This window comes from Streptomyces sp. enrichment culture, assembly GCF_964273145.1.
Lineage (GTDB): Bacteria > Actinomycetota > Actinomycetes > Streptomycetales > Streptomycetaceae > Streptomyces.
Map to the genome: position 1 here is coordinate 2,176,805 of NZ_OZ186873.1, position 19,628 is coordinate 2,196,432.

Genomic DNA, 19,628 nt, shown 5'->3' on the forward strand with positions numbered 1-19,628 from the left:
GTGTCAGCTCCAGGGCTCGACGACCCTCACCCCCGCCCCCGGGGCCGTGCCCAGCGCGGCCAGGGCGCCGGGGGCCGCGTCCAGCGGGAGGGTGGAGGTGACCAGCAGGTCCGGGCGGAGCGCGCCGGTGCGGACCAGCTCCAGCATCGGCGGGTAGGTGTGGGCGGCCATGCCGTGGCTGCCGAGCAGTTCGAGCTCCAGGGCGATCGCGCGGGCCATGGGCACCGGCGTGGTGCCGGACGGGGAGGGCAGCAGGCCGACCTGGACGTGGCGGCCCCGGCGGCGCAGGCCGTCGACGGACGCCGCGCAGGTGGCCGGGGAGCCGAGCGCGTCCAGGGAGAGGTGCGCGCCGCCGCCGGTGAGCTCGCGGACCGCCGCCGCCGTGTCCTCGGTCCGGGCGGCGTCCACGCACTCCGCCGCCCCGAACGTCCGCGCGAGCTCCAGCGCCGCCGGTGACACGTCGACCGCGACGACCCGCGCGCCCGAGGCCGCCGCGATCATCACCGCCGACAGGCCCACCCCGCCGCAGCCGTGCACCGCGACCCACTCCCCCGCCGCCACCCGGCCCTGCTGCACCACGGCCCGGAACGCCGTGGCGAACCGGCAGCCGAGCGAGGCCGCCGTCGCGAACGACATGTCCTCGGGGACGGCGACGAGGTTCACGTCGGCGTGGTCCAGGGCGACGTACTGGGCGAAGGAGCCCCAGTGGGTGAACCCGGGCTGGGTCTGCCGCTCGCAGACCTGCTGGTCGCCCGCCGCGCACGCCCCGCAGGTCCCGCAGGCGCAGACGAAGGGCACGGTGACCCGGTCGCCGGGGCGCCAGGCGGCCACCCGCCCGCCCACCGCCTCGACGACGCCGGCGAGTTCGTGTCCGGGCACGTGCGGCAGGGTGATGCCGGGGTCGTGCCCCTGCCAGCCGTGCCAGTCGCTGCGGCACAGTCCGGTGGCCTCGACGCGGACCACGACCCCGTGCTCCGCGGGCCGGGGGTCGGCCACCTCCCGCACCTCGGCCGGCTCCCCGAATCGTTCGAACACCACCGCTCGCATGCGGTCCCGTCCTTCCTGGCTTCTCCGCCCGGTTCATCCGGTCCGCCCCGGGCGCCGGGCGACACGCTATCCGCGCGCCCGCCGTCCCACCCGCCGCCCCCTTCCCCGGCCGCTCCCTCCCCGTGCGGCCGGCGGCACGCGCGCGGCACCCCTTCGCGCAGGGCCCCGGAGGACGCGTCTTCCGGCCCGCGGCCCGGGCGAGCGACACGCATACCCCCTAGGGGTACAGTGGGAGGCATGGGATCCCACCGTGGGCCACACCGGCCCCTCGGGACGCGCGCCCCGGGCGCCCGGCCTCCGCGGTACGCGGCCGTCCGGCGCGTCCTTCCCGTGGCGCGCGACCCCGTGGCACGCGGTCCCGTGGGCACCCGTTCAGGACAGCGACCCCGCACCGACCCCGATGAGGAGATGCGACATGACCGCCCAGACCGACACCCCGGGTTCCGTCACCACCGTCTACAAGGTGAGCGGAATGAGCTGCGGACACTGTGAGGGCGCCGTCTCCGGCGAGATCTCCCAGATCCCCGGCGTCAGCTCGGTGCAGGCCGTGGCCTCGACCGGTGAGGTCACCGTCGTCTCCGCGGCCCCGCTCGACGAGGAGGCCGTGCGCGCGGCCGTCGACGAGGCGGGCTACGAGCTCACCGGCACCGCCTGAGGCCGGCGGACCGGCCCGCCGTCGAACACCCCGTCGAGCACCCCTCGTGACCGGGCCGCCGGCCGCCCCGCCCGGCGCCGCGCGGCCCGGTCCGCCGCCGCCTGGAGTCCGGACATGACCAGCACCACCCCCACATCCCCCGCGGACACCGCGCCGGAGCCGTCGCAACTCTCCGAGGTCGAACTGCTCATCGGCGGGATGACCTGCGCGTCCTGCGCGGCCCGCGTCGAGAAGAAGCTCAACCGCATGGACGGCGTCACCGCCACGGTGAACTACGCGACGGAGAAGGCCAAGGTCACCTTCCCCGCCGGCACCGAGGTCGCCGACCTGATCGCGACCGTGGTGAGGACCGGGTACACGGCGCGGGAACCCGACCCCCCGCGGCGGGAGACGCCCGCCGCGACCGACGCCCCGGCCGGCGGCGCGGCGGACGACCCGGAGTCGGCGGCCCTGCGCGGGCGCCTCGTCGTCTCCGCCCTCCTCGCCGCCCCCGTCGTCCTGCTCGCGATGGTCCCGGCGCTCCAGTTCGACAACTGGCAGTGGCTCTCGCTCACCCTCGCCGCGCCCGTCGTCGTCTGGGGCGGGCTGCCCTTCCACCGCGCCGCCTGGACCAACCTGCGGCACGGCGCGGCCACCATGGACACCCTGGTCTCCCTCGGCACCCTGGCCGCGTTCGGCTGGTCGCTGTGGGCGCTGTTCCTCGGCGACGCGGGCATGCCGGGCATGCGGCACGGCTTCGACCTCACCGTCTCCCGCACGGACGGCGCCTCGGCGATCTACCTGGAGGTCGCCGCCGGAGTCACCGCCTTCCTCCTCCTCGGCCGCTGGCTGGAGGCCCGTTCCAAACGGCGCGCCGGGGCCGCGCTGAGGGCGCTGATGGAGCTGGGCGCCCGGGACGTGGCCGTGCTGCGGGACGGGCGCGAGGTGCGGATACCGGTGGACCGGCTGGCCGTCGGGGACCGGTTCGTCGTCCGCCCGGGCGAGAAGATCGCCACCGACGGCACCGTCGTGGAGGGCTCCTCCGCGGTGGACGCCTCGATGCTGACCGGCGAGTCGGCGCCGGTGGACGTGGCGCCCGGCGACACGGTCACCGGCGCCACCGTCAACGCCGGGGGCCGGCTGGTCGTCGAGGCCGTCCGGGTGGGCGCGGACACCCGGCTGGCCCGGATGGCGCGGCTGGTGGAGGAGGCCCAGAGCGGCAAGGCGCAGGTGCAGCGGCTCGCCGACCGCGTCTCCGGGATCTTCGTCCCGGTGGTGCTGCTGATCGCCGCCGCCACCTTCGGGGGCCGGCTGGGCGCCACCGGCGACACGGCCGCCGCGTTCACCGCGGCCGTCGCGGTGCTGATCATCGCCTGCCCGTGCGCCCTGGGCCTGGCCACCCCGACCGCGCTGATGGTCGGCACCGGGCGCGGCGCCCGGCTCGGCATCCTCATCAAGGGCCCCGAGGTCCTGGAGTCCACCCGCCGCGTCGACACCGTCGTCCTGGACAAGACCGGCACCGTCACCACCGGCCGCATGACCCTCCAGGAGGTGTACGCCGCCGAGGGCACCGACGAGAAGGAGGTGCTGCGGCTGGCCGGTGCCGTCGAGCACGCCTCCGAGCACCCGGTGGCCCGGGCGATCGCCGCCGGTGCCGCGGAGCGGGTCGGTCCGCTGCCCGCCGCCGAGGACTTCGCGAGCGTGCCCGGGCGGGGCGTGCGCGCACGCGTGGAGGGCCGCGCGGTGGCCGTGGGGCGCCTCGCCGAGCACACCGCGGGCCCGCTCCCCGAGGATGTGGCGCGCGCCAAGGAGAGGGCCGAGCGGGACGGCCGCACGGCGGTCGTGGTCGGCTGGGACGGGGCGGCGCGCGGGGTCGTCGCCGTCGCCGACGCGGTGCGGGACACCAGCGCCGAGGCGGTGCGCGAGCTGCGCGCGCTGGGGCTGACGCCGGTGCTGCTGACCGGGGACAACCGGGCGGTGGCGGAGGCGGTGGCCCGCGCCGTGGGGATCGACCAGGTGATCGCGGAGGTACTGCCCGAGGACAAGGTCGACGTCGTCAGGCGGCTCCAGGGCGAGGGGCGGACGGTCGCCGTGGTCGGCGACGGGATCAACGACGCCCCCGCGCTGGCCGCGGCCGACCTGGGCCTGGCGATGGGCACGGGCACGGACGCGGCGATCGAGGCGGGCGATCTGACGCTGGTGCGCGGGGACCTGCGGGCGGCCGCGGACGCGATCCGGCTGGCGCGCAGGACGCTGGGCACCATCAAGGGCAATCTCGTCTGGGCCTTCGGCTACAACGTGGCCGCGCTGCCGCTGGCCGCCGCCGGACTGCTGAACCCGATGATCGCCGGCGCGGCGATGGCCTTCTCCTCCGTGTTCGTCGTCACGAACAGCCTGCGGCTCCGGGCCTTTCACTGAACCGCCGCCTCACATAAGCTCTTCACAAGGCTCGCGCATCATCCTTACGATTGGGCTCCGATCGGCATATCGGAGCTCTTGCGTACCTAAAGGACATATGCAAGAGACGCAGATCACAGTGATGTGAACGTAACCCTCGAAGGGATTCGAAGGTCTAAGTTGGCGGTGTCAGGCAGCGTCTTGGGGGGCGCCACCTGGCACCTGAGGATGTCTTGGGGGACTTCCTCAGTTGGGGGTACCTCCCGGCTCGAGCGCGACTCGTACGACGCCGAGAGCCTGGAGGAGCGTTGCCGGGGCACGTACACCGGGAAGCTTTGAGCGGCCCTCCCGGGCGTGCGCTGTCCCGGCAGACCGCACACTGCGACTGCACGAGCGCGACGGGTTCCGCCCATCGCGTTCACACAGCGATTCAGGCGCTGTCCACACAAGCGCCCGGCCGGATCCCGTGGGGGGAATCCGCACCGGGACATGGGAAAGCGCCCTGGTCGTCGGCCCGTGGGGGGACCGGCGCGCCGGGGCGCTTTCCGCCGTTCAGGCGGCCTTCCGCCGTCCGGGACCCCCGGGGATCCCGGCGTCATGGAACCGGCCCCGCACCCGGTGGACCGGATACGGGGCCGAAGGCGTCCCGGCCCCGGCCCCGAGCCCCGGGGTGCGGGGTTCGAGGCCGGGGTCCGGAGCTCGGGAGGAGGGGGCTCAGCGCTCCTCGACCGGGACGAAGTCGCGCTCGACCACGCCGGTGTAGATCTGGCGCGGACGGCCGATGCGGGATCCCGGCTCCTTGATCATCTCGTGCCACTGGGCGATCCAGCCCGGCAGGCGGCCGAGGGCGAACAGGACCGTGAACATCTCGGTCGGGAAGCCCATGGCCCGGTAGATCAGACCGGTGTAGAAGTCGACGTTCGGGTAGAGCTTGCGCTCGGTGAAGTAGTCGTCGGAGAGCGCGTGCTCCTCCAGCTTCAGCGCGATGTCCAGCAGCTCGTCGGTCTTGCCGAGGGCGGACAGCACGTCGTGCGCGGCAGCCTTGATGATCTTGGCGCGCGGGTCGAAGTTCTTGTAGACCCGGTGGCCGAAGCCCATCAGGCGGACGCCGTCCTCCTTGTTCTTCACCTTGCGGATGAAGGAGTCGACGTCGCCGCCGGAGTCGCGGATGCCCTCCAGCATCTCCAGCACGGACTGGTTGGCGCCGCCGTGCAGCGGACCCCACAGGGCGTTGATGCCGGCGGAGATGGAGGCGAACATGTTCGCCTGCGAGGAACCGACCAGGCGGACCGTGGAGGTCGAGCAGTTCTGCTCGTGGTCGGCGTGCAGGATCAGCAGCTTGTCCAGCGCCGAGACCACGATCGGGTCCAGCTCGTACTCCTGCGCCGGGACCGAGAAGGTCATGCGCAGGAAGTTCTCGACGTAGCCCAGGTCGTTGCGCGGGTAGACGAACGGGTGGCCGATCGACTTCTTGTACGCGTACGCCGCGATCGTCGGGAGCTTGGCGAGCAGGCGGATGGTGGAGAGGTTGCGCTGCGTCTCGTCGAACGGGTTGTGGCTGTCCTGGTAGAAGGTGGACAGCGCCGAGACGACCGACGACAGCATGGCCATCGGGTGGGCGTCGCGCGGGAAGCCCTTGTAGAAGTTCTTGACGTCCTCGTGCAGCAGGGTGTGCCGCGTGATGTCGTTCTGGAACGCGGTGAGCTGGTCGACGGTCGGCAGCTCGCCGTTGATCAGCAGGTAGGCCACCTCCAGGAAGGTGGAGCGCTCGGCCAGCTGCTCGATCGGGTAGCCGCGGTACCGGAGGATGCCCGCCTCGCCGTCGAGGTAGGTGATGGCGGATTTATAGGCGGCGGTGTTGCCGTACCCGCTGTCCAGCGTCACCAGACCCGTCTGGGCGCGCAGCTTGCCGATGTCGAAGCCCTTGTCGCCGACGGTGCTGTCGATCACCGGGTAGGTGTACTCGCTGCCGTCGTACCGCAGTACTACAGAGTTGTCGCTCACGTCTTCCCTCACCGACGTAGTGCCTCATCTTCGAGGTGCCCTGACTGTCTCTACCATCCCCCACTTGGCTCAGGAGAGTGCACTCGGGGTCGACCATCGGGCCTATCGACGGCACTCAGTGCCGTCAACTTGCTCATCCTGCCCCCTGTGTCCCTCTTTCGGAAGTGCCTTGTGACCTTTGCGACTCATTTGATCGATCATTTTTCACCGGGCGGTCGGAACGACCGCTCCGGCGGGGTCCGGCGCCGCCTCAGGGGCCCGCGAGCCGGAAGTCGAGCGCCGTGCAGCGCCGGCCCGCCGAGACCGTGCGCACCGCCTGCCCGATCGCCCTGCGGGAGCCGACCAGGACCACGAGCCGCTTCGCGCGGGTGACCGCCGTGTAGAGCAGGTTGCGCTGGAGCATCATCCAGGCGCCCGTGGTCACCGGGATCACGACGGCCGGGTACTCGCTGCCCTGGGAACGGTGGATGGTCACCGCGTACGCGTGGGCCAGTTCGTCCAGTTCGTCGAACTCGTACGGGACCTCCTCGTCCTCGTCCGTCAGCACCGTCAGGCGCTGCTCGACCGGGTCGAGGGAAGTGACCACGCCCACGGTGCCGTTGAAGACGCCGTTCTCCCCTTTTTCGTAATTGTTGCGGATCTGGGTCACCTTGTCGCCGACGCGGAAGACCCGGCCGCCGAACCGCTTCTCGGGCAGGTCGGGGCGGCCGGGCGTGATGGCCTGCTGGAGCAGGCCGTTGAGGGTGCCCGCTCCGGCCGGGCCCCGGTGCATGGGGGCCAGCACCTGGACGTCCCGGCGCGGGTCCAGCCCGAATCTGGCCGGAATGCGGCGGGCCGCGACGTCGACCGTGAGCCGGCCGGCCTCCTCGGTGTCGTCCTCGACGAAGAGGAAGAAGTCCTTCATGCCGTCGGTGACCGGGTGCTGCCCGGAGTTGATCCGGTGGGCGTTGGTGACGACGCCCGACTGCTGGGCCTGGCGGAACACGCGCGTCAGCCGCACCGACGGGATCGGGCTGCCGTCGGCCAGCAGGTCGCGCAGCACCTCGCCGGCGCCGACGCTGGGAAGCTGGTCGACGTCTCCGACGAAGAGCAGGTGGGCGCCGGGCGGGACCGCCTTGACGAGCTTGTTGGCGAGCAGCAGGTCCAGCATGGAGGCCTCGTCGACCACCACCAGGTCGGCGTCGAGCGGGCGGTCCCGGTCGTAGGCGGCGTCGCCGCCGGGCTTGAGCTCCAGCAGGCGGTGGACGGTGGAGGCCTCGGCGCCGGTCAGCTCGGACAGGCGCTTGGCGGCCCGCCCGGTCGGCGCGGCGAGCACGACCTTGGCCTGCTTGGCGCGGGCCAGCTCCACGACGGAGCGGACGGTGAAGGACTTGCCGCAGCCGGGGCCGCCGGTAAGGACGGCGACCTTCTCGGTCAGCGCCAGCTTGACGGCGGCCTCCTGCTCGGGGGCGAGGTCGGTGCCCGTACGGCCCTTGAGCCAGCCGAGCGCCTTGTCCCAGTCGACGGTGCGGAAGGACGGCATCCGGTCCTCGTCGGTGCGCAGCAGGCGCAGCAGCTGGGCGGAGAGGGACAGTTCGGCGCGGTGGAAGGGGACGAGGTAGACGGCCGTGACGGGGTCGCCGCCGTCCGGGCCGGGCACCTTCTCGCGGACCACGCCGGGGTCGCCGCCGTCCTCGGGCGGCTCGGCCAGCTCGGCGAGGCACTCGATGACCAGGCCCGTGTCGACCTGGAGGAGCTTGACCGCGTCGGCGATGAGCCGCTCCTCGGGCAGGTAGCAGTTGCCCTGGTCGGCCGATTGCGACAGGGCGTACTGGAGCCCGGCCTTCACCCGGTCCGGGCTGTCGTGCGGGATGCCGACGGACTGCGCGATCTTGTCGGCGGTGAGGAAGCCGATGCCCCAGACGTCGGCCGCGAGCCGGTAGGGCTGGTTCCTCACGACGGAGATGGAGGCGTCGCCGTACTTCTTGTAGATCCGCACCGCGATCGACGTCGACACCTCGACGGTCTGGAGGAAGAGCATGACCTCCTTGATCGCCTTCTGCTCCTCCCAGGCGTCGGCGATCCTCCGGGTCCGCTTGGGGCCCAGGCCGGGAACCTCGATCAGCCGCTCCGGCTCCTCCTCGATGATCCTCAGGGTGTCCAGGCCGAAGTGCTGGGTGATGCGGTCGGCGAAGACCGGCCCGATGCCCTTGACCAGGCCGGATCCGAGGTAGCGGCGGATGCCCTGGACGGTGGCCGGCAGCACCGTCGTGTAGTTCTCCACGTGGAACTGCCTGCCGTACTGCGGGTGCGAGCCCCAGCGGCCCTCCATGCGCAGGGACTCCCCGACCTGCGCGCCGAGCAGCGCGCCCACGACCGTGAGCAGGTCGCCGGCGCCTCTGCCGGTGTCGACGCGGGCGACGGTGTAGCCGTTCTCCTCGTTGGCGTACGTGATGCGTTCCAGGACGCCTTCGACGACGGCGAGCCTTCGTTCGCCGGGGGCGGCGGCCGCGGGGTGGCTGGGCATGATCCGACGGTACCGGGGGGCTGTGACAGCGTGCCGCCCGGAAGGGGGCGCATCGGCACGCCGGGGACACGGGCCGCAGGGGGACGCGCGCGATCGCCGCGGGGCCCGGCGCCCGCGGCGAACGGCTCGAGGGGGCCCGGAGCGTCGGGGCCGGGCCGTCCGGTCCGGGTGCGCGCGTGCCGGGTCGCACCGCGCCCGCGGGAGCGGGTGCCCACGACGGCGGACGCGGTCCGCACGCGGGTTCCGCGTCCGGCTCCGGCGGGGGCCTACGAGGCCAGCCGCTCCTGCGCGTGGTGGCCGGTGCCGGCCGGCGCCAGGCCGGGCCCGGGCCGGCTGATCTCGGCCCACACCGCGTCGAGGGAGAGGCCGAGGACGTCGGCGATGGCCGCGATGGTCGGGAAGGCGGGGGTGGCCACGCGGCCCGTCTCGATCTTCCGCAGCGTTTCCGGTGAGACCCGGGCGGCGAGCGCGACATCGAGCATCGAGCGCTCCCCCCTGGCCCGTCGCAGGAGGGCGCCGAGGCGCTGCCCGCGTTCCACTTCGGCGGGGGTGAGCGGCAGTCTGACCATGGCCCCGATTCTAATACCGGTACAGTAAGACCGGTATTGTTATTGGAAGCGCGAGAAGGACACCACATGATCGAGATCCTGAACTCCACCCTGCTGGCCCGGGCGAGGGACACCGGCGCCCTGGTCGCCGACATCCTGAGGACGCTGAAGGGCCGCACCACGGTCGGCACCAACCTGCTGGACATCGACCGGTGGACCAAGGACATGATCGTCGAGGCCGGAGCCACGTCCTGCTACGTCGACTACGCGCCGTCCTTCGGACGCGGCCCGTTCGGCCACTACATCTGCACGTCCGTCAACGACGCCGTGCTCCACGGACGGCCGTACGACTACACGCTCGCCGACGGCGACCTGCTCACCCTCGACCTCGCCGTCACGCGGGGCGGAGTCACCGCGGACGCGGCCGTCAGCTTCCTCGTGGGCGGCGCCAGGCCCCCGCGGAGCGTCGCGCTGATCGAGGCGACCGAGCGCGCGCTGGCCGCGGGGATCGCCGCCGCCGGGCCCGGGGCCCGCATCGGCGACATCTCCCACGCCATCGGCACCGTCCTCGGCGAGGCGGGATACCCGATCAACACCGAGTTCGGCGGTCACGGCATCGGATCGACGATGCACCAGGACCCGCACGTGCCCAACACCGGGCGGCCGGGCCGCGGTTACCAGCTGCGCCCCGGGCTGCTGCTGGCCCTGGAGCCGTGGGTCATGGCGGACACCGCGCGCCTGGTCACCGACGCCGACGGGTGGACGCTCCGCAGCGCCACGGGCTGCCGGTCGGCCCACAGCGAGCACACCATCGCCATCACCGAGGACGGGGCCGAGATCCTCACCCTGCCGAAGCGGGCGGGGTGACCGCACGCCGTGGGGCGCGGTGATCCGGCCGGCGCGGTGGCGGACCGGGGCCCGAGCGGAGGCGGCCGCGGGGCGGGACCACGGCGCGCCGCGCCGCCGGGCACGCGATCTCGCCAGGGTCACGATTGGGTTTCGGCCACCCCGGGGTCTTGTCACGCGGGCGTGTAATCGTTTCCAATCCTCCGTGTAATCGATTCCACGAGGAGGTGGAAACGGCGATGGCGAGCATCAAGGACGTCGCCGCCGCGGCGGGGGTCTCCGTCGCGACGGTGTCGCGTGCCCTGAACGGTCATCCGTCGGTCAGCGCCGCCGCCCGGGCACGGGTGCTGGCCGCCGTCGAGGAACTGGGGTACCGGCCGAACGCCGTCGCCCGGTCGCTGCGCACCGACACCACCCGCACCCTCGGGCTGGTCATCAGCGACGTGCTGAATCCGTACTTCACCGAACTGGCCCGGTCCGTGGAGGAGGAGGCCCGCGCGCTCGGGTACAGCGTCGTCATCGGCAACGCCGACGAGCGGCCCGACCTCCAGGACCACCACGTCACGACGCTGCTGGACCGGCGGATCGACGGACTGCTGGTCTCCCCCACCGACGGCGGCTCGCCGCGGATGCTGGAGGCCGCGCGGGCCGGGACGCCGATGGTGTTCGTGGACCGGTGGATCCCGGGCGTGGACGTGCCGGTGGTGCGGTCGGACGGGCGGGCGGCCGTGCGGGACCTCGTGGCGCACCTGCACGGGCTCGGGCACCGGCGGCTGGCGATCATCGCCGGGCCGGCGGCGACCACGACCGGGCGGGAACGCGTGGGCGCCTTCCGGGACGCGCTCGGCGAGTTCGGGCTGGAACTGCCCGACGCCTACATCGGGCAGGGCGACTTCCAGGCGGCCAGCGGACGCCGGGTGACCGAGGGCTTCCTCGACCTGCCCGAGCCGCCCGAGGTCGTCTTCGCCGCCGACAACCTGATGGCGCTCGGCGCGCTGGACGCCGTACGCGCGCGCGGGATGCGCGTGCCGCGGGACGTGGCCCTGGCCGCCTTCGACGACATCCCCTGGTTCGTGCACACCGATCCGCCGGTCACCGCGATCGCCCAGCCGACCGGCGAACTGGGGCGTGCCGCCGTGCGCGCGCTGGTCGACCGGATCGAGGGGCGGACGCCGCGGTCCGTCACCCTTCCCGCCCGGCTCGTCGTCCGCCGCTCGTGCGGCGAGCCGGAAACCCCGCAGTCCCCCTCCCCCGTACGAAGGAGTACGACGTGAGCAACGCGGACGAGTTGCTGCGCATCGAGGGCCTCCGCAAGGCCTTCCCCGGCGTGGTCGCGCTCGACGGCGTCGACTTCGACCTGCGCCGGGGCGAGGTCCACGTGCTGCTCGGTGAGAACGGCGCCGGCAAGAGCACGCTGATCAAGATGCTCTCCGGCGCCTACACGCCCGACGCCGGGCGGATCCTCGTCGACGGCGAGGAGGTGCGCATCGACGGTGCGCAGGACTCCGAGCGGCTCGGGATCGCCACCATCTACCAGGAGTTCAACCTCGTCCCGGACCTGACGGTCGCCGAGAACATCTTCCTCGGGCGGCAGCCGCGCCGCCTGGGGATGATCGACCGGAAGCGGATGGAGGCCGACGCCGAAGTGCTGCTGCGGCGGGTCGGGGTCGACGTGTCACCGCGGGCGCGGGTGCGCGACCTGGGCATCGCGCGGCTGCAGATGGTGGAGATCGCCAAGGCGCTCAGCCTGGACGCGCGCGTACTGATCATGGACGAGCCGACCGCCGTGCTCACCTCCGAGGAGGTGGAGAAGCTGTTCGCCATCGTGCGGAAGCTGCGCGAGGACGGCGTCGGGATCGTCTTCATCACCCACCACCTGGAGGAGATCGCCGCGCTCGGCGACCGCGTCACCGTCATCCGCGACGGGCGCAGCGTCGGCCGGGTGCCCGCCTCCACGCCCGAGGACGAGCTGGTACGGCTGATGGTGGGCCGCTCCATCGAGCAGCAGTACCCGCGCGAGCGGCCCGCGACCGGCGCCGTGCTGCTGAAGGTCGAGGGACTGACCCGCGACGGCGTCTTCCACGACGTGAGCTTCGAGGTGCGCGCCGGGGAGGTGGTCGGCATCGCCGGCCTCGTCGGTGCCGGGCGCACCGAGGTCGTCCGGGCCGTGTTCGGCGCCGACCCCTACGACGCGGGCAGCGTGCGCGTCGGGGACGTACCCCTGCGGCGGCACGACGTGAACGCCGCCATGGCGGCCGGGATCGGGCTGGTGCCCGAGGACCGCAAGGGCCAAGGGCTGGTCCTGGACGCGTCCGTCGAGGAGAACCTCGGGCTGGTCACCCTCCGGTCGGCCTCCCGCGCGGGGCTCGTCGACCTCAAGGGGCAGCGCGAGGCGGCGGCCCGGGTCGCCGGGCAGCTCGGCGTGCGGATGTCCGGCCTCGGCCAGCACGTGCGCACGCTCTCCGGCGGCAACCAGCAGAAGGTCGTCATCGGCAAGTGGCTGCTGGCCGACACCAGGGTGCTGATCCTCGACGAGCCGACACGCGGCATCGACGTCGGCGCCAAGGTCGAGATCTACCAGCTCGTCAACGAACTGACCGCGCAGGGCGCCGCCGTCCTGATGATCTCCAGCGACCTGCCCGAGGTGCTCGGCATGAGCGACCGGGTGCTGGTCATGGCACAGGGCCGGGTCGCCGGCGAACTCACCGCCGGGGAGGCCACCCAGGACGCCGTGATGGCACTCGCCGTCGGCACCCCCGCCGGCGGCACGGACACCAGCAACGGAACGGAGGCCCCCGGTGGCCACTGACACCCTCAAGAGCAGGCCGGGCACCTCCGGCGGGCTGCGCCGCCTGCTGCTCGACAACGGCGCGCTGACCGCGCTGATCGTCCTCGTGGTCGCCATGTCGGCGCTGTCCGGGGACTTCCTGACCGCCGACAACCTCCTCAACGTCGGCGTCCAGGCCGCCGTGACCGCGATCCTCGCCTTCGGCGTGACCTTCGTGATCGTCTCGGCCGGCATCGACCTGTCGGTCGGCTCGGTGGCCGCGCTGTCGGCGACCGTGCTGGCCTGGTCCGCCACACAGGCCGGGGTCCCGGTGCCGCTCGCGGTGCTGCTGGCGGTCGCCACCGGCATCGCCTGCGGGCTGGTGAACGGTTTCCTCGTCTCGTACGGCAAGCTGCCGCCGTTCATCGCGACGCTGGCCATGCTGTCGGTGGGGCGGGGGCTGTCGCTGGTGATATCGCAGGGGTCGCCGATCGCGTTCCCCGACTCCGTCTCGCACCTCGGTGACACGCTCGGCGGGTGGCTGCCGGCGCCGGTGCTCGTGATGGTCGTGATGGGGCTGCTGACGGCGTTCGTGCTGGGGCGGACGTACATCGGCCGGTCCATGTACGCGATCGGCGGCAACGAGGAGGCGGCGCGGCTGTCCGGACTGCGGGTGAAGCGGCAGAAACTCGCCGTCTACGCCTTCTCCGGCCTGTTCGCCGCCGCCGCGGGCATCGTGCTCGCCGCCCGGCTCTCCTCCGCGCAGCCGCAGGCCGCGCAGGGCTACGAGCTGGACGCCATCGCCGCGGTCGTCATCGGCGGCGCCTCGCTCGCGGGCGGCACCGGCAAGGCGTCGGGCACGCTGATCGGCGCGCTGATCCTCGCGGTGCTGCGCAACGGCCTCAACCTGCTGTCGGTGTCCGCGTTCTGGCAGCAGGTCGTCATCGGTGTCGTCATCGCGCTGGCGGTGCTGCTGGACACCGTGCGCCGCAAGGCGGGGGCGGGCGCCCCGGCGGCCGGTGCGGGCACGCCGGGCGGCAAGGGCAGGCAGGCGCTGACGTACGTGATCGCCGCGGTCGTCGCGGTGGCCGTCGTCGGGGCGACCTCGCTGCTGCACAGCGGCTCCTCGTACGGAAAGGACCGCGGGATCGGGTTGTCGCTATCGACGCTCAACAACCCCTTCTTCGTGCAGATCCGGGCCGGCGCCCAGGAGCGGGCGGAGGAGCTGGGCGTGGACCTGACGGTCACGGACGCCCAGAACGACGCCTCGCAGCAGGCCAACCAGCTGCAGAACTTCACCAGCGAGGGCCTGTCCTCCGTCGTCGTCAACCCGGTGGACTCCGACGCGGCCGGCCCCTCGGTCCGCTCGGCGAACAGGGCCGGCATCCCCGTCATCGCCGTGGACCGCGGCGTCAACGGGGCGGACACGTCCGCGCTGGTCGCCTCCGACAACGTCGAGGGCGGCGAGCTGGGCGCGAAGGCGCTGGCCGAGAAGCTCGGCGGCAGGGGCACCATCGTGATCCTCCAGGGCCAGGCGGGCACCTCCGCCAGCCGGGAGCGCGGGGCGGGCTTCGCGGCCGGGCTGAAGAAGTACCCGGGCATCGAGGTCGTCGCCAGGCAGCCCGCGGACTTCGACCGCACCAAGGGCCTGGACGTGATGACGAACCTGCTCCAGGCCCATCCCGACATCGACGGCGTCTTCGCCGAGAACGACGAGATGGCCCTGGGCGCGATCAAGGCGCTGGGGTCCAAGGCCGGGAAGTCGGTGCAGGTCGTCGGCTTCGACGGCACCCCGGACGGGCTGAAGGCGGTCGAGGCGGGCACACTGTACGCCTCCGTGGCGCAGCAGCCGAGGGAACTGGGCAGGATCGCCGTGGACAACGCGCTGCGCGCCGCCGAGGGCAAGCGGGTCGAGGAGAGGGTGAAGGTGCCGGTGAAGGTGGTCACGAGGGAGAACGTGGCCGGGTTCGGCGGCTGACGGCCGGTGGTGGCCGGCCGGTGGCCGGCCACCGGTTCAGGGCCGGCGGCCGGCAACGGCGGACGGCCGGTGCGTGTGCGGGCTCGTGCTCGGGTTCGGGCTGTCGGGTGATTCGGGAAGAGGGTTCATGTACGACTACGACCTGCTGGTCGTGGGATCGGCCAACGCCGACCTGGTGATCGGCGTCGAGCGGCGGCCGGGCGCGGGCGAGACGGTGCTCGGCTCCGACCTGGCCGTCCACCCGGGCGGCAAGGGCGCCAACCAGGCGGTCGCCGCCGCCCGTCTCGGGGCCCGTACGGCCCTGCTGGCCCGGGTCGGCGCCGACGACCACGGCCGGCTGCTGCTGTCCTCGCAGCGGGCGGCCGGTGTCGACACGGTGGGCGTCCTGGTGGGCGGTGCCCCGACCGGCGTCGCGCTGATCACGGTGGACCCGTCCGGCGACAACAGCATCGTGGTCTCGCCGGGCGCCAACGCGCGGCTGACCCCGCAGGACGTCCGCGCGGCCGGCAGCCTCCTGCACGCCTCCCGGGTGGTGTCGGCCCAGCTGGAGATCCCGCTGGAGACGGTCGTGGAGGTGGTCCGGAACCTGCCGCCGGGCAGCCGCTTCGTCCTCAACCCGTCACCGCCGCGCCCGCTGCCGCGGGAGGTGCTGGCGGCCTGCGACCCGCTGATCGTCAACGAGCACGAGGCGCGGGTCGTCCTCGGCGACTCCTGTGTGAGCGGTGAGCCGGCGGACTGGGCGCGGCTGCTGCTGGCGAAGGGCCCGCGCTCGGTCGTGGTCACCCTCGGGGCCGAGGGTGCCCTGGTGGCCTCGGCGGAGGGCGTCGCGCGGGTCCCGTCCGTGGCGGTGGACGCCGTCGACACCACCGGCGCCGGGGACGCGTTCACCGCGGCGCTGGCCTGGCGGCTCGGCGCGGGCTGGGACCTGGCGCGGGCGGCGGCGTACGCGGCGCGGGTCGGGGCGGCGGCCGTGACGAGGCCGGGGGCGCAGGTGTCGTACCCGACGGCGGCCGAGGTGGACGCGCTGGGCGATGGAGGGACGAAGGACACGCAGGAGGGGGCGCGGTGAAGAAGGCCGGGATCCTCAACCGCCACCTCTGCGGCGCGCTGGCCGAGCTGGGCCACGGGGACGGTGTGCTGGTGTGCGACGCGGGCATGCCGATCCCGGACGGCCCGCGGGTGGTGGACCTGGCGTTCCGGGCCGGGGTGCCCTCGTTCGCCCAGGTGCTGGACGGGCTGCTGGCCGAGCTGGTGGTGGAGGGCGCGACGGCGGCCGCGGAGGTGCGGGAGGCGAACGCGCAGGCCGCGGCGCTGCTCGACGGGTACTTCCCCGGGCTCGCCCTCGTCCCCCACGAACGGCTGAAGGAACTGTCCCGCGGGGCGCGGCTGGTGGTACGGACCGGGGAGGCACGGCCGTACGCGAACGTGCTGTTGCGGTGCGGGGTCTTCTTCTGACCGGACCCGCGGACGAGGGCGCCCCGTTCGCCGGGCGGTGACGGCTTCGGGCGCCGGGACCTGTGGCGCGAGGTCGCCGCACGGCCTCTCCGCCCACCCCGGAACAGGGGTGGGCGGAGGGGCCGTCAGGACCGGTCGGAGCCGGGCCGGTCAGCTCCGGATTACAGGGCGTGCTCCACGAAGCGCGCCGCCGTCTCCGCCAGCACCTCCCGCCCGTCGCGCGCCCACAGCCCCTCGTTGAAGAGCTCCACCTCGATGGGGCCGGTGTACCCGGCGGCCTCCACGTACCCCTTCCACTCCCGCATGTCGACCGCGCCGTCCCCGATCTGGCCGCGGCCGTTCAGGACGCCCTCCGGCAGCGGGGTCGTCCAGTCGGCGAGCTGGAAGGTGTGGATGCGGCCGCCCGCGCCGGCCCGGGCGATCTGCGCGGGCGCCGTGTCGTCCCACCAGATGTGGTACGTGTCGACCGTGACGCCGACCTGGTGGGCGGGGAAGCGTTCGGCGAGGTCCAGGGCCTGGGCGAGGGTGGAGACCACGCAGCGGTCGGAGGCGAACATCGGGTGGAGCGGCTCGATGGCCAGGCGGACCCCGTGCTCCTCGGCGTACGGGCCGAGCTCGGCGAGGGCGTCCGCGATGCGCTCCCGGGCGCCGCGCAGGTCCCTGGAACCGGCGGGCAGGCCGCCCGAGACCAGGACGAGGGTGTCGGTGCCCAGGGTCGCGGCCTCGTCGACGGCCCGCCGGTTGTCGGCCAGGGCGCGTGCCCGCTCCTGGGGGTCGATCGCGGTGAGGAAGCCGCCGCGGCACAGCGTGGTCACCGCCAGGCCCGCGTCGCGGACCAGCTTCGCGGTGGCCTCCAGGCCGTGCTCCCGGACGGGCTCGCGCCACAGGCCCACCTTGCCGACGCCCGCCTGGCCGCACGCCTCGACCAGCTCGGGCACCGACAGCTGCTTGACCGTCATCTGGTTGATGCTGAAACGCTCGAGTCCGGTCACTGGGCCACCCCGTACAGGGAGAGCAGGGTCCGCATCCGCTCCTGTGCGAGCTTCGGGTCCGGGAACAGGCCGAGGCCGTCGGCGAGTTCGTAGGCGCGGGCGAAGTGCGGCAGGGAGCGGGCCGACTGCAGGCCGCCGACCATCGCGAAGTGGTCCTGGTGGCCGGCGAGCCAGGCCAGGAAGACCACGCCCGTCTTGTAGAAGCGGGTCGGGGCCTGGAAGAGGTGGCGGGAGAGCTCGACGGTGGGGTCGAGCAGGGCGCGGAAGCCCTCCACGTTCCCGGTGTCCAGGACGCGGACCGCCTCGGCCGCCAGCGGGCCCAGCGGGTCGAAGATGCCGAGCAGGGCGTGGCTGAAGCCCTGTTCGTCGCCCGCGATCAGCTCGGGGTAGTGGAAGTCGTCGCCGGTGTAGCAGCGCACGCCGTGCGGGAGGCGGCGGCGCAGGTCGACCTCGCGCCGGGCGTCCAGGAGGGAGACCTTGATGCCGTCGACCTTGTCGGGGTGGGCGGCGATGACCTCCAGGAAGGTGTCGGTGGCGGTGTCCAGGTCGGACGAGCCCCAGTAGCCCTCCAGCGCCGGGTCGAACATGGGGCCGAGCCAGTGCAGGACGACCGGTTCGGCGGCCTGGCGGAGCAGGTGGCCGTAGACCTCCAGGTAGTCCTCGGGGCCCTTCGCCGTGGCCGCGAGGGCGCGGGAGGCCATGAGGATGGCCTGGGCGCCCGCCTCCTCCACGACGGCGAGCTGTTCCTCGTAGGCGCGGCGGACCTCCTCCAGGGTGCGGGGGCCGGCGGTGGTGAGCTGGTCGGTGCCGACGCCGCAGGCGATCCGGCCGCCGACCGCCTTCGCCTCGGCGGCGCTGCGGCGGATCAGCTCGGCGGCGCCCGCCCAGTCCAGGCCCATGCCGCGCTGGGCGGTGTCCATCGCCTCGGCGACGCCCAGGCCGTGCGCCCACAGGTGGCGGCGGAAGGCGAGGGTGGCGTCCCAGTCGACGGCGGCGGGCGAGTCGGGGGTCGTGTCGGCGTACGGGTCGGCGACGACGTGGGCCGCCGAGAAGACCGTACGGGAGGTGAAAGCGCTTCCCGGGGTGAGGGCGAGGGGCTCGGCGCGGGGCTCGTAGGAGCGCAGCGCGCCGTTCGCGTCCGGCAGGCGGAGGGTCACAGCCCGACCTCCGGGACCTCGATGCGGCGGCCCTCGGCCGAGGACTTCAGGCCCAGCTCGGCGAGTTGCACGCCGCGGGCGCCGGCCAGCAGGTCCCAGTGGTAGGGGGCGTCGGCGTAGACGTGCTTGAGGAACAGCTCCCACTGGGCCTTGAAGCCGTTGTCGAACTCCTGGTTGTCGGGGACCTCCTGCCACTGGTCGCGGAAGGAGTACGTCGCCGGGATGTCCGGGTTCCACACCGGCTTGGGCGTGGCGCTGCGGTGCTGGACCCGGCAGTTGCGCAGGCCCGCGACGGCGGAGCCCTCGGTGCCGTCGACCTGGAACTCCACCAGTTCGTCGCGGTTGACGCGGACCGTCCAGGAGGAGTTGATCTGGGCGATCGCCCCGCCGTCGAGTTCGAAGACGCCGTAGGCGGCGTCGTCGGCGGTGGCGTCGTAGGGCTTGCCGTTCTCGTCCCAGCGCTGCGGGATGTGGGTGGCGGTGAGGGCCTGGACGGACTTCACGCGGCCGAACAGCTCGTGCAGCACGTACTCCCAGTGGGGGAACATGTCGACGACGATGCCGCCGCCGTCCTCGGCGCGGTAGTTCCAGGAGGGGCGCTGGGCCTCCTGCCAGTCGCCCTCGAAGACCCAGTAGCCGAACTCGCCGCGCACGGACAGGATGCGGCCGAAGAAGCCGCCGTCGATGAGCCGCTTGAGCTTGAGCAGGCCGGGCAGGAACAGCTTGTCCTGGACGACGCCGTGCTTCACGCCCTTGGCGGCGGCCAGGCGGGCCAGTTCCAGCGCGCCCTCGAAACCGGTGGCCGTCGGCTTCTCGGTGTAGATGTGCTTGCCCGCCGCGATCGCCTTCTTGATCGCTTCCTCGCGGGCGGAGGTGACCTGCGCGTCGAAGTAGATGTCGACGCTCTCGTCGGCGAGGACCGCGTCCACGTCCGTCGAGACGTGCTCCAGGCCGTGCCGCTCCGCCAGTGCCCTGAGCGCGTGCTCACGGCGTCCGACCAGGATCGGCTCCGGCCACAGCACGGCGCCGTCGCCCAGATCCAGGCCGCCCTGCTCGCGGATGGCCAGGATCGAGCGGACGAGGTGCTGGCGGTAGCCCATGCGCCCGGTCACGCCGTTCATGGCGATACGCACCGTCTTGCGTGTCACGTCATTCCCTTCGTACACGTCGTACGCGTCGTACGCGGTCCGCGCGCCGCACGTGCCCCACCACCGGTCGCCCGATGACCTTCGAGCCTCACAGCAAGCGCTTTCTATACGGGACGAAGCTAGCCTGTGCACGGTGGTCTGGACAAGAC

The 19,628-nt window shown here is 73.2% G+C and carries 15 protein-coding genes; 8 read left to right on the plus strand and 7 right to left on the minus strand.

What is annotated here, in order from left to right:
* Nucleotides 1–3: 3 nt before the first annotated feature.
* Nucleotides 4–1,047, minus strand: a complete 1,044-nt coding sequence (locus ACSU6Z_RS09855; protein WP_437044582.1) for a zinc-dependent alcohol dehydrogenase family protein — start codon at nucleotides 1,045–1,047, stop codon at nucleotides 4–6.
* Nucleotides 1,048–1,462: 415 nt separating this feature from the next.
* Between ACSU6Z_RS09855 and ACSU6Z_RS09860 the strand changes: the two genes are divergently transcribed.
* Both ACSU6Z_RS09860 and ACSU6Z_RS09865 read left to right on the plus strand, forming a co-directional pair.
* Nucleotides 1,463–1,702, plus strand: a complete 240-nt coding sequence (locus tag ACSU6Z_RS09860) for a heavy-metal-associated domain-containing protein (protein ID WP_437044583.1) — start codon at nucleotides 1,463–1,465, stop codon at nucleotides 1,700–1,702.
* A gap of 114 nt (nucleotides 1,703–1,816) precedes the next feature.
* On the plus strand, nucleotides 1,817–4,099 hold the full coding sequence (locus tag ACSU6Z_RS09865) for a heavy metal translocating P-type ATPase (protein WP_437044584.1): 2,283 nt from the start codon (nucleotides 1,817–1,819) through the stop codon (nucleotides 4,097–4,099).
* A 693-nt stretch (nucleotides 4,100–4,792) separates the two neighbouring features.
* On the opposite strand, the gene ACSU6Z_RS09870 is transcribed toward ACSU6Z_RS09865, so the two are convergent.
* The 3 genes from ACSU6Z_RS09870 to ACSU6Z_RS09880 form a co-directional block, all read right to left on the minus strand.
* Nucleotides 4,793–6,082, minus strand: a complete 1,290-nt coding sequence (locus ACSU6Z_RS09870) for a citrate synthase (RefSeq protein WP_437044585.1) — start codon at nucleotides 6,080–6,082, stop codon at nucleotides 4,793–4,795.
* Nucleotides 6,083–6,332: 250 nt separating this feature from the next.
* The gene (gene recD2, locus ACSU6Z_RS09875) at nucleotides 6,333–8,588 is read right to left on the minus strand and encodes an SF1B family DNA helicase RecD2 (protein WP_437044586.1); all 2,256 of its coding nucleotides are present in this window, start codon (nucleotides 8,586–8,588) and stop codon (nucleotides 6,333–6,335) included.
* A 266-nt stretch (nucleotides 8,589–8,854) separates the two neighbouring features.
* Nucleotides 8,855–9,157, minus strand: coding sequence for a helix-turn-helix transcriptional regulator (locus ACSU6Z_RS09880; protein WP_437044587.1), 303 nt, complete (start codon nucleotides 9,155–9,157; stop codon nucleotides 8,855–8,857).
* Nucleotides 9,158–9,223: 66 nt separating this feature from the next.
* On the opposite strand from ACSU6Z_RS09880, the gene map reads away from it, so the two are divergent.
* From map to rbsD, 6 genes are all read left to right on the plus strand, one after another.
* Complete coding sequence (gene map, locus ACSU6Z_RS09885; protein WP_437044588.1) at nucleotides 9,224–10,003, plus strand: type I methionyl aminopeptidase; 780 nt, start codon at nucleotides 9,224–9,226, stop codon at nucleotides 10,001–10,003.
* A gap of 218 nt (nucleotides 10,004–10,221) precedes the next feature.
* On the plus strand, nucleotides 10,222–11,256 hold the full coding sequence (locus tag ACSU6Z_RS09890; RefSeq protein WP_437044589.1) for a LacI family DNA-binding transcriptional regulator: 1,035 nt from the start codon (nucleotides 10,222–10,224) through the stop codon (nucleotides 11,254–11,256).
* The gene (locus ACSU6Z_RS09895) at nucleotides 11,253–12,791 is read left to right on the plus strand and encodes a sugar ABC transporter ATP-binding protein (RefSeq protein ID WP_437044590.1); all 1,539 of its coding nucleotides are present in this window, start codon (nucleotides 11,253–11,255) and stop codon (nucleotides 12,789–12,791) included. The genes ACSU6Z_RS09890 and ACSU6Z_RS09895 overlap by 4 nt, the downstream gene beginning before the upstream one ends.
* Nucleotides 12,781–14,727: an ABC transporter permease/substrate-binding protein gene (locus tag ACSU6Z_RS09900; RefSeq protein WP_437044591.1), complete on the plus strand. Its 1,947-nt coding sequence runs from the start codon at nucleotides 12,781–12,783 to the stop codon at nucleotides 14,725–14,727. Before ACSU6Z_RS09895 ends, ACSU6Z_RS09900 begins: the two co-directional genes overlap by 11 nt.
* Before the next feature lie 127 nt (nucleotides 14,728–14,854).
* Nucleotides 14,855–15,796 carry a ribokinase gene (locus tag ACSU6Z_RS09905; protein WP_437044592.1) on the plus strand — a complete coding sequence of 314 codons (942 nt, stop codon included), beginning with the start codon at nucleotides 14,855–14,857 and terminating at the stop codon, nucleotides 15,794–15,796.
* Complete coding sequence (gene rbsD, locus ACSU6Z_RS09910) at nucleotides 15,793–16,182, plus strand: D-ribose pyranase (protein WP_437044593.1); 390 nt, start codon at nucleotides 15,793–15,795, stop codon at nucleotides 16,180–16,182. Before ACSU6Z_RS09905 ends, rbsD begins: the two co-directional genes overlap by 4 nt.
* Before the next feature lie 161 nt (nucleotides 16,183–16,343).
* Here rbsD and ACSU6Z_RS09915 read toward each other — a convergent pair whose 3' ends face one another.
* Genes ACSU6Z_RS09915 through ACSU6Z_RS09925 form a run of 3 tightly spaced genes read right to left on the minus strand, consistent with a single transcriptional unit; the run spans nucleotide 16,344 to nucleotide 19,479 of the window.
* Nucleotides 16,344–17,141, minus strand: coding sequence for a sugar phosphate isomerase/epimerase family protein (locus tag ACSU6Z_RS09915; RefSeq protein ID WP_437050250.1), 798 nt, complete (start codon nucleotides 17,139–17,141; stop codon nucleotides 16,344–16,346).
* Between the two features lie 29 nt (nucleotides 17,142–17,170).
* On the minus strand, nucleotides 17,171–18,331 hold the full coding sequence (locus ACSU6Z_RS09920; protein ID WP_437044594.1) for a dihydrodipicolinate synthase family protein: 1,161 nt from the start codon (nucleotides 18,329–18,331) through the stop codon (nucleotides 17,171–17,173).
* The gene (locus ACSU6Z_RS09925) at nucleotides 18,328–19,479 is read right to left on the minus strand and encodes a Gfo/Idh/MocA family protein (protein WP_437044595.1); all 1,152 of its coding nucleotides are present in this window, start codon (nucleotides 19,477–19,479) and stop codon (nucleotides 18,328–18,330) included. Before ACSU6Z_RS09925 ends, ACSU6Z_RS09920 begins: the two co-directional genes overlap by 4 nt.
* Nucleotides 19,480–19,628 lie beyond the last annotated feature (149 nt).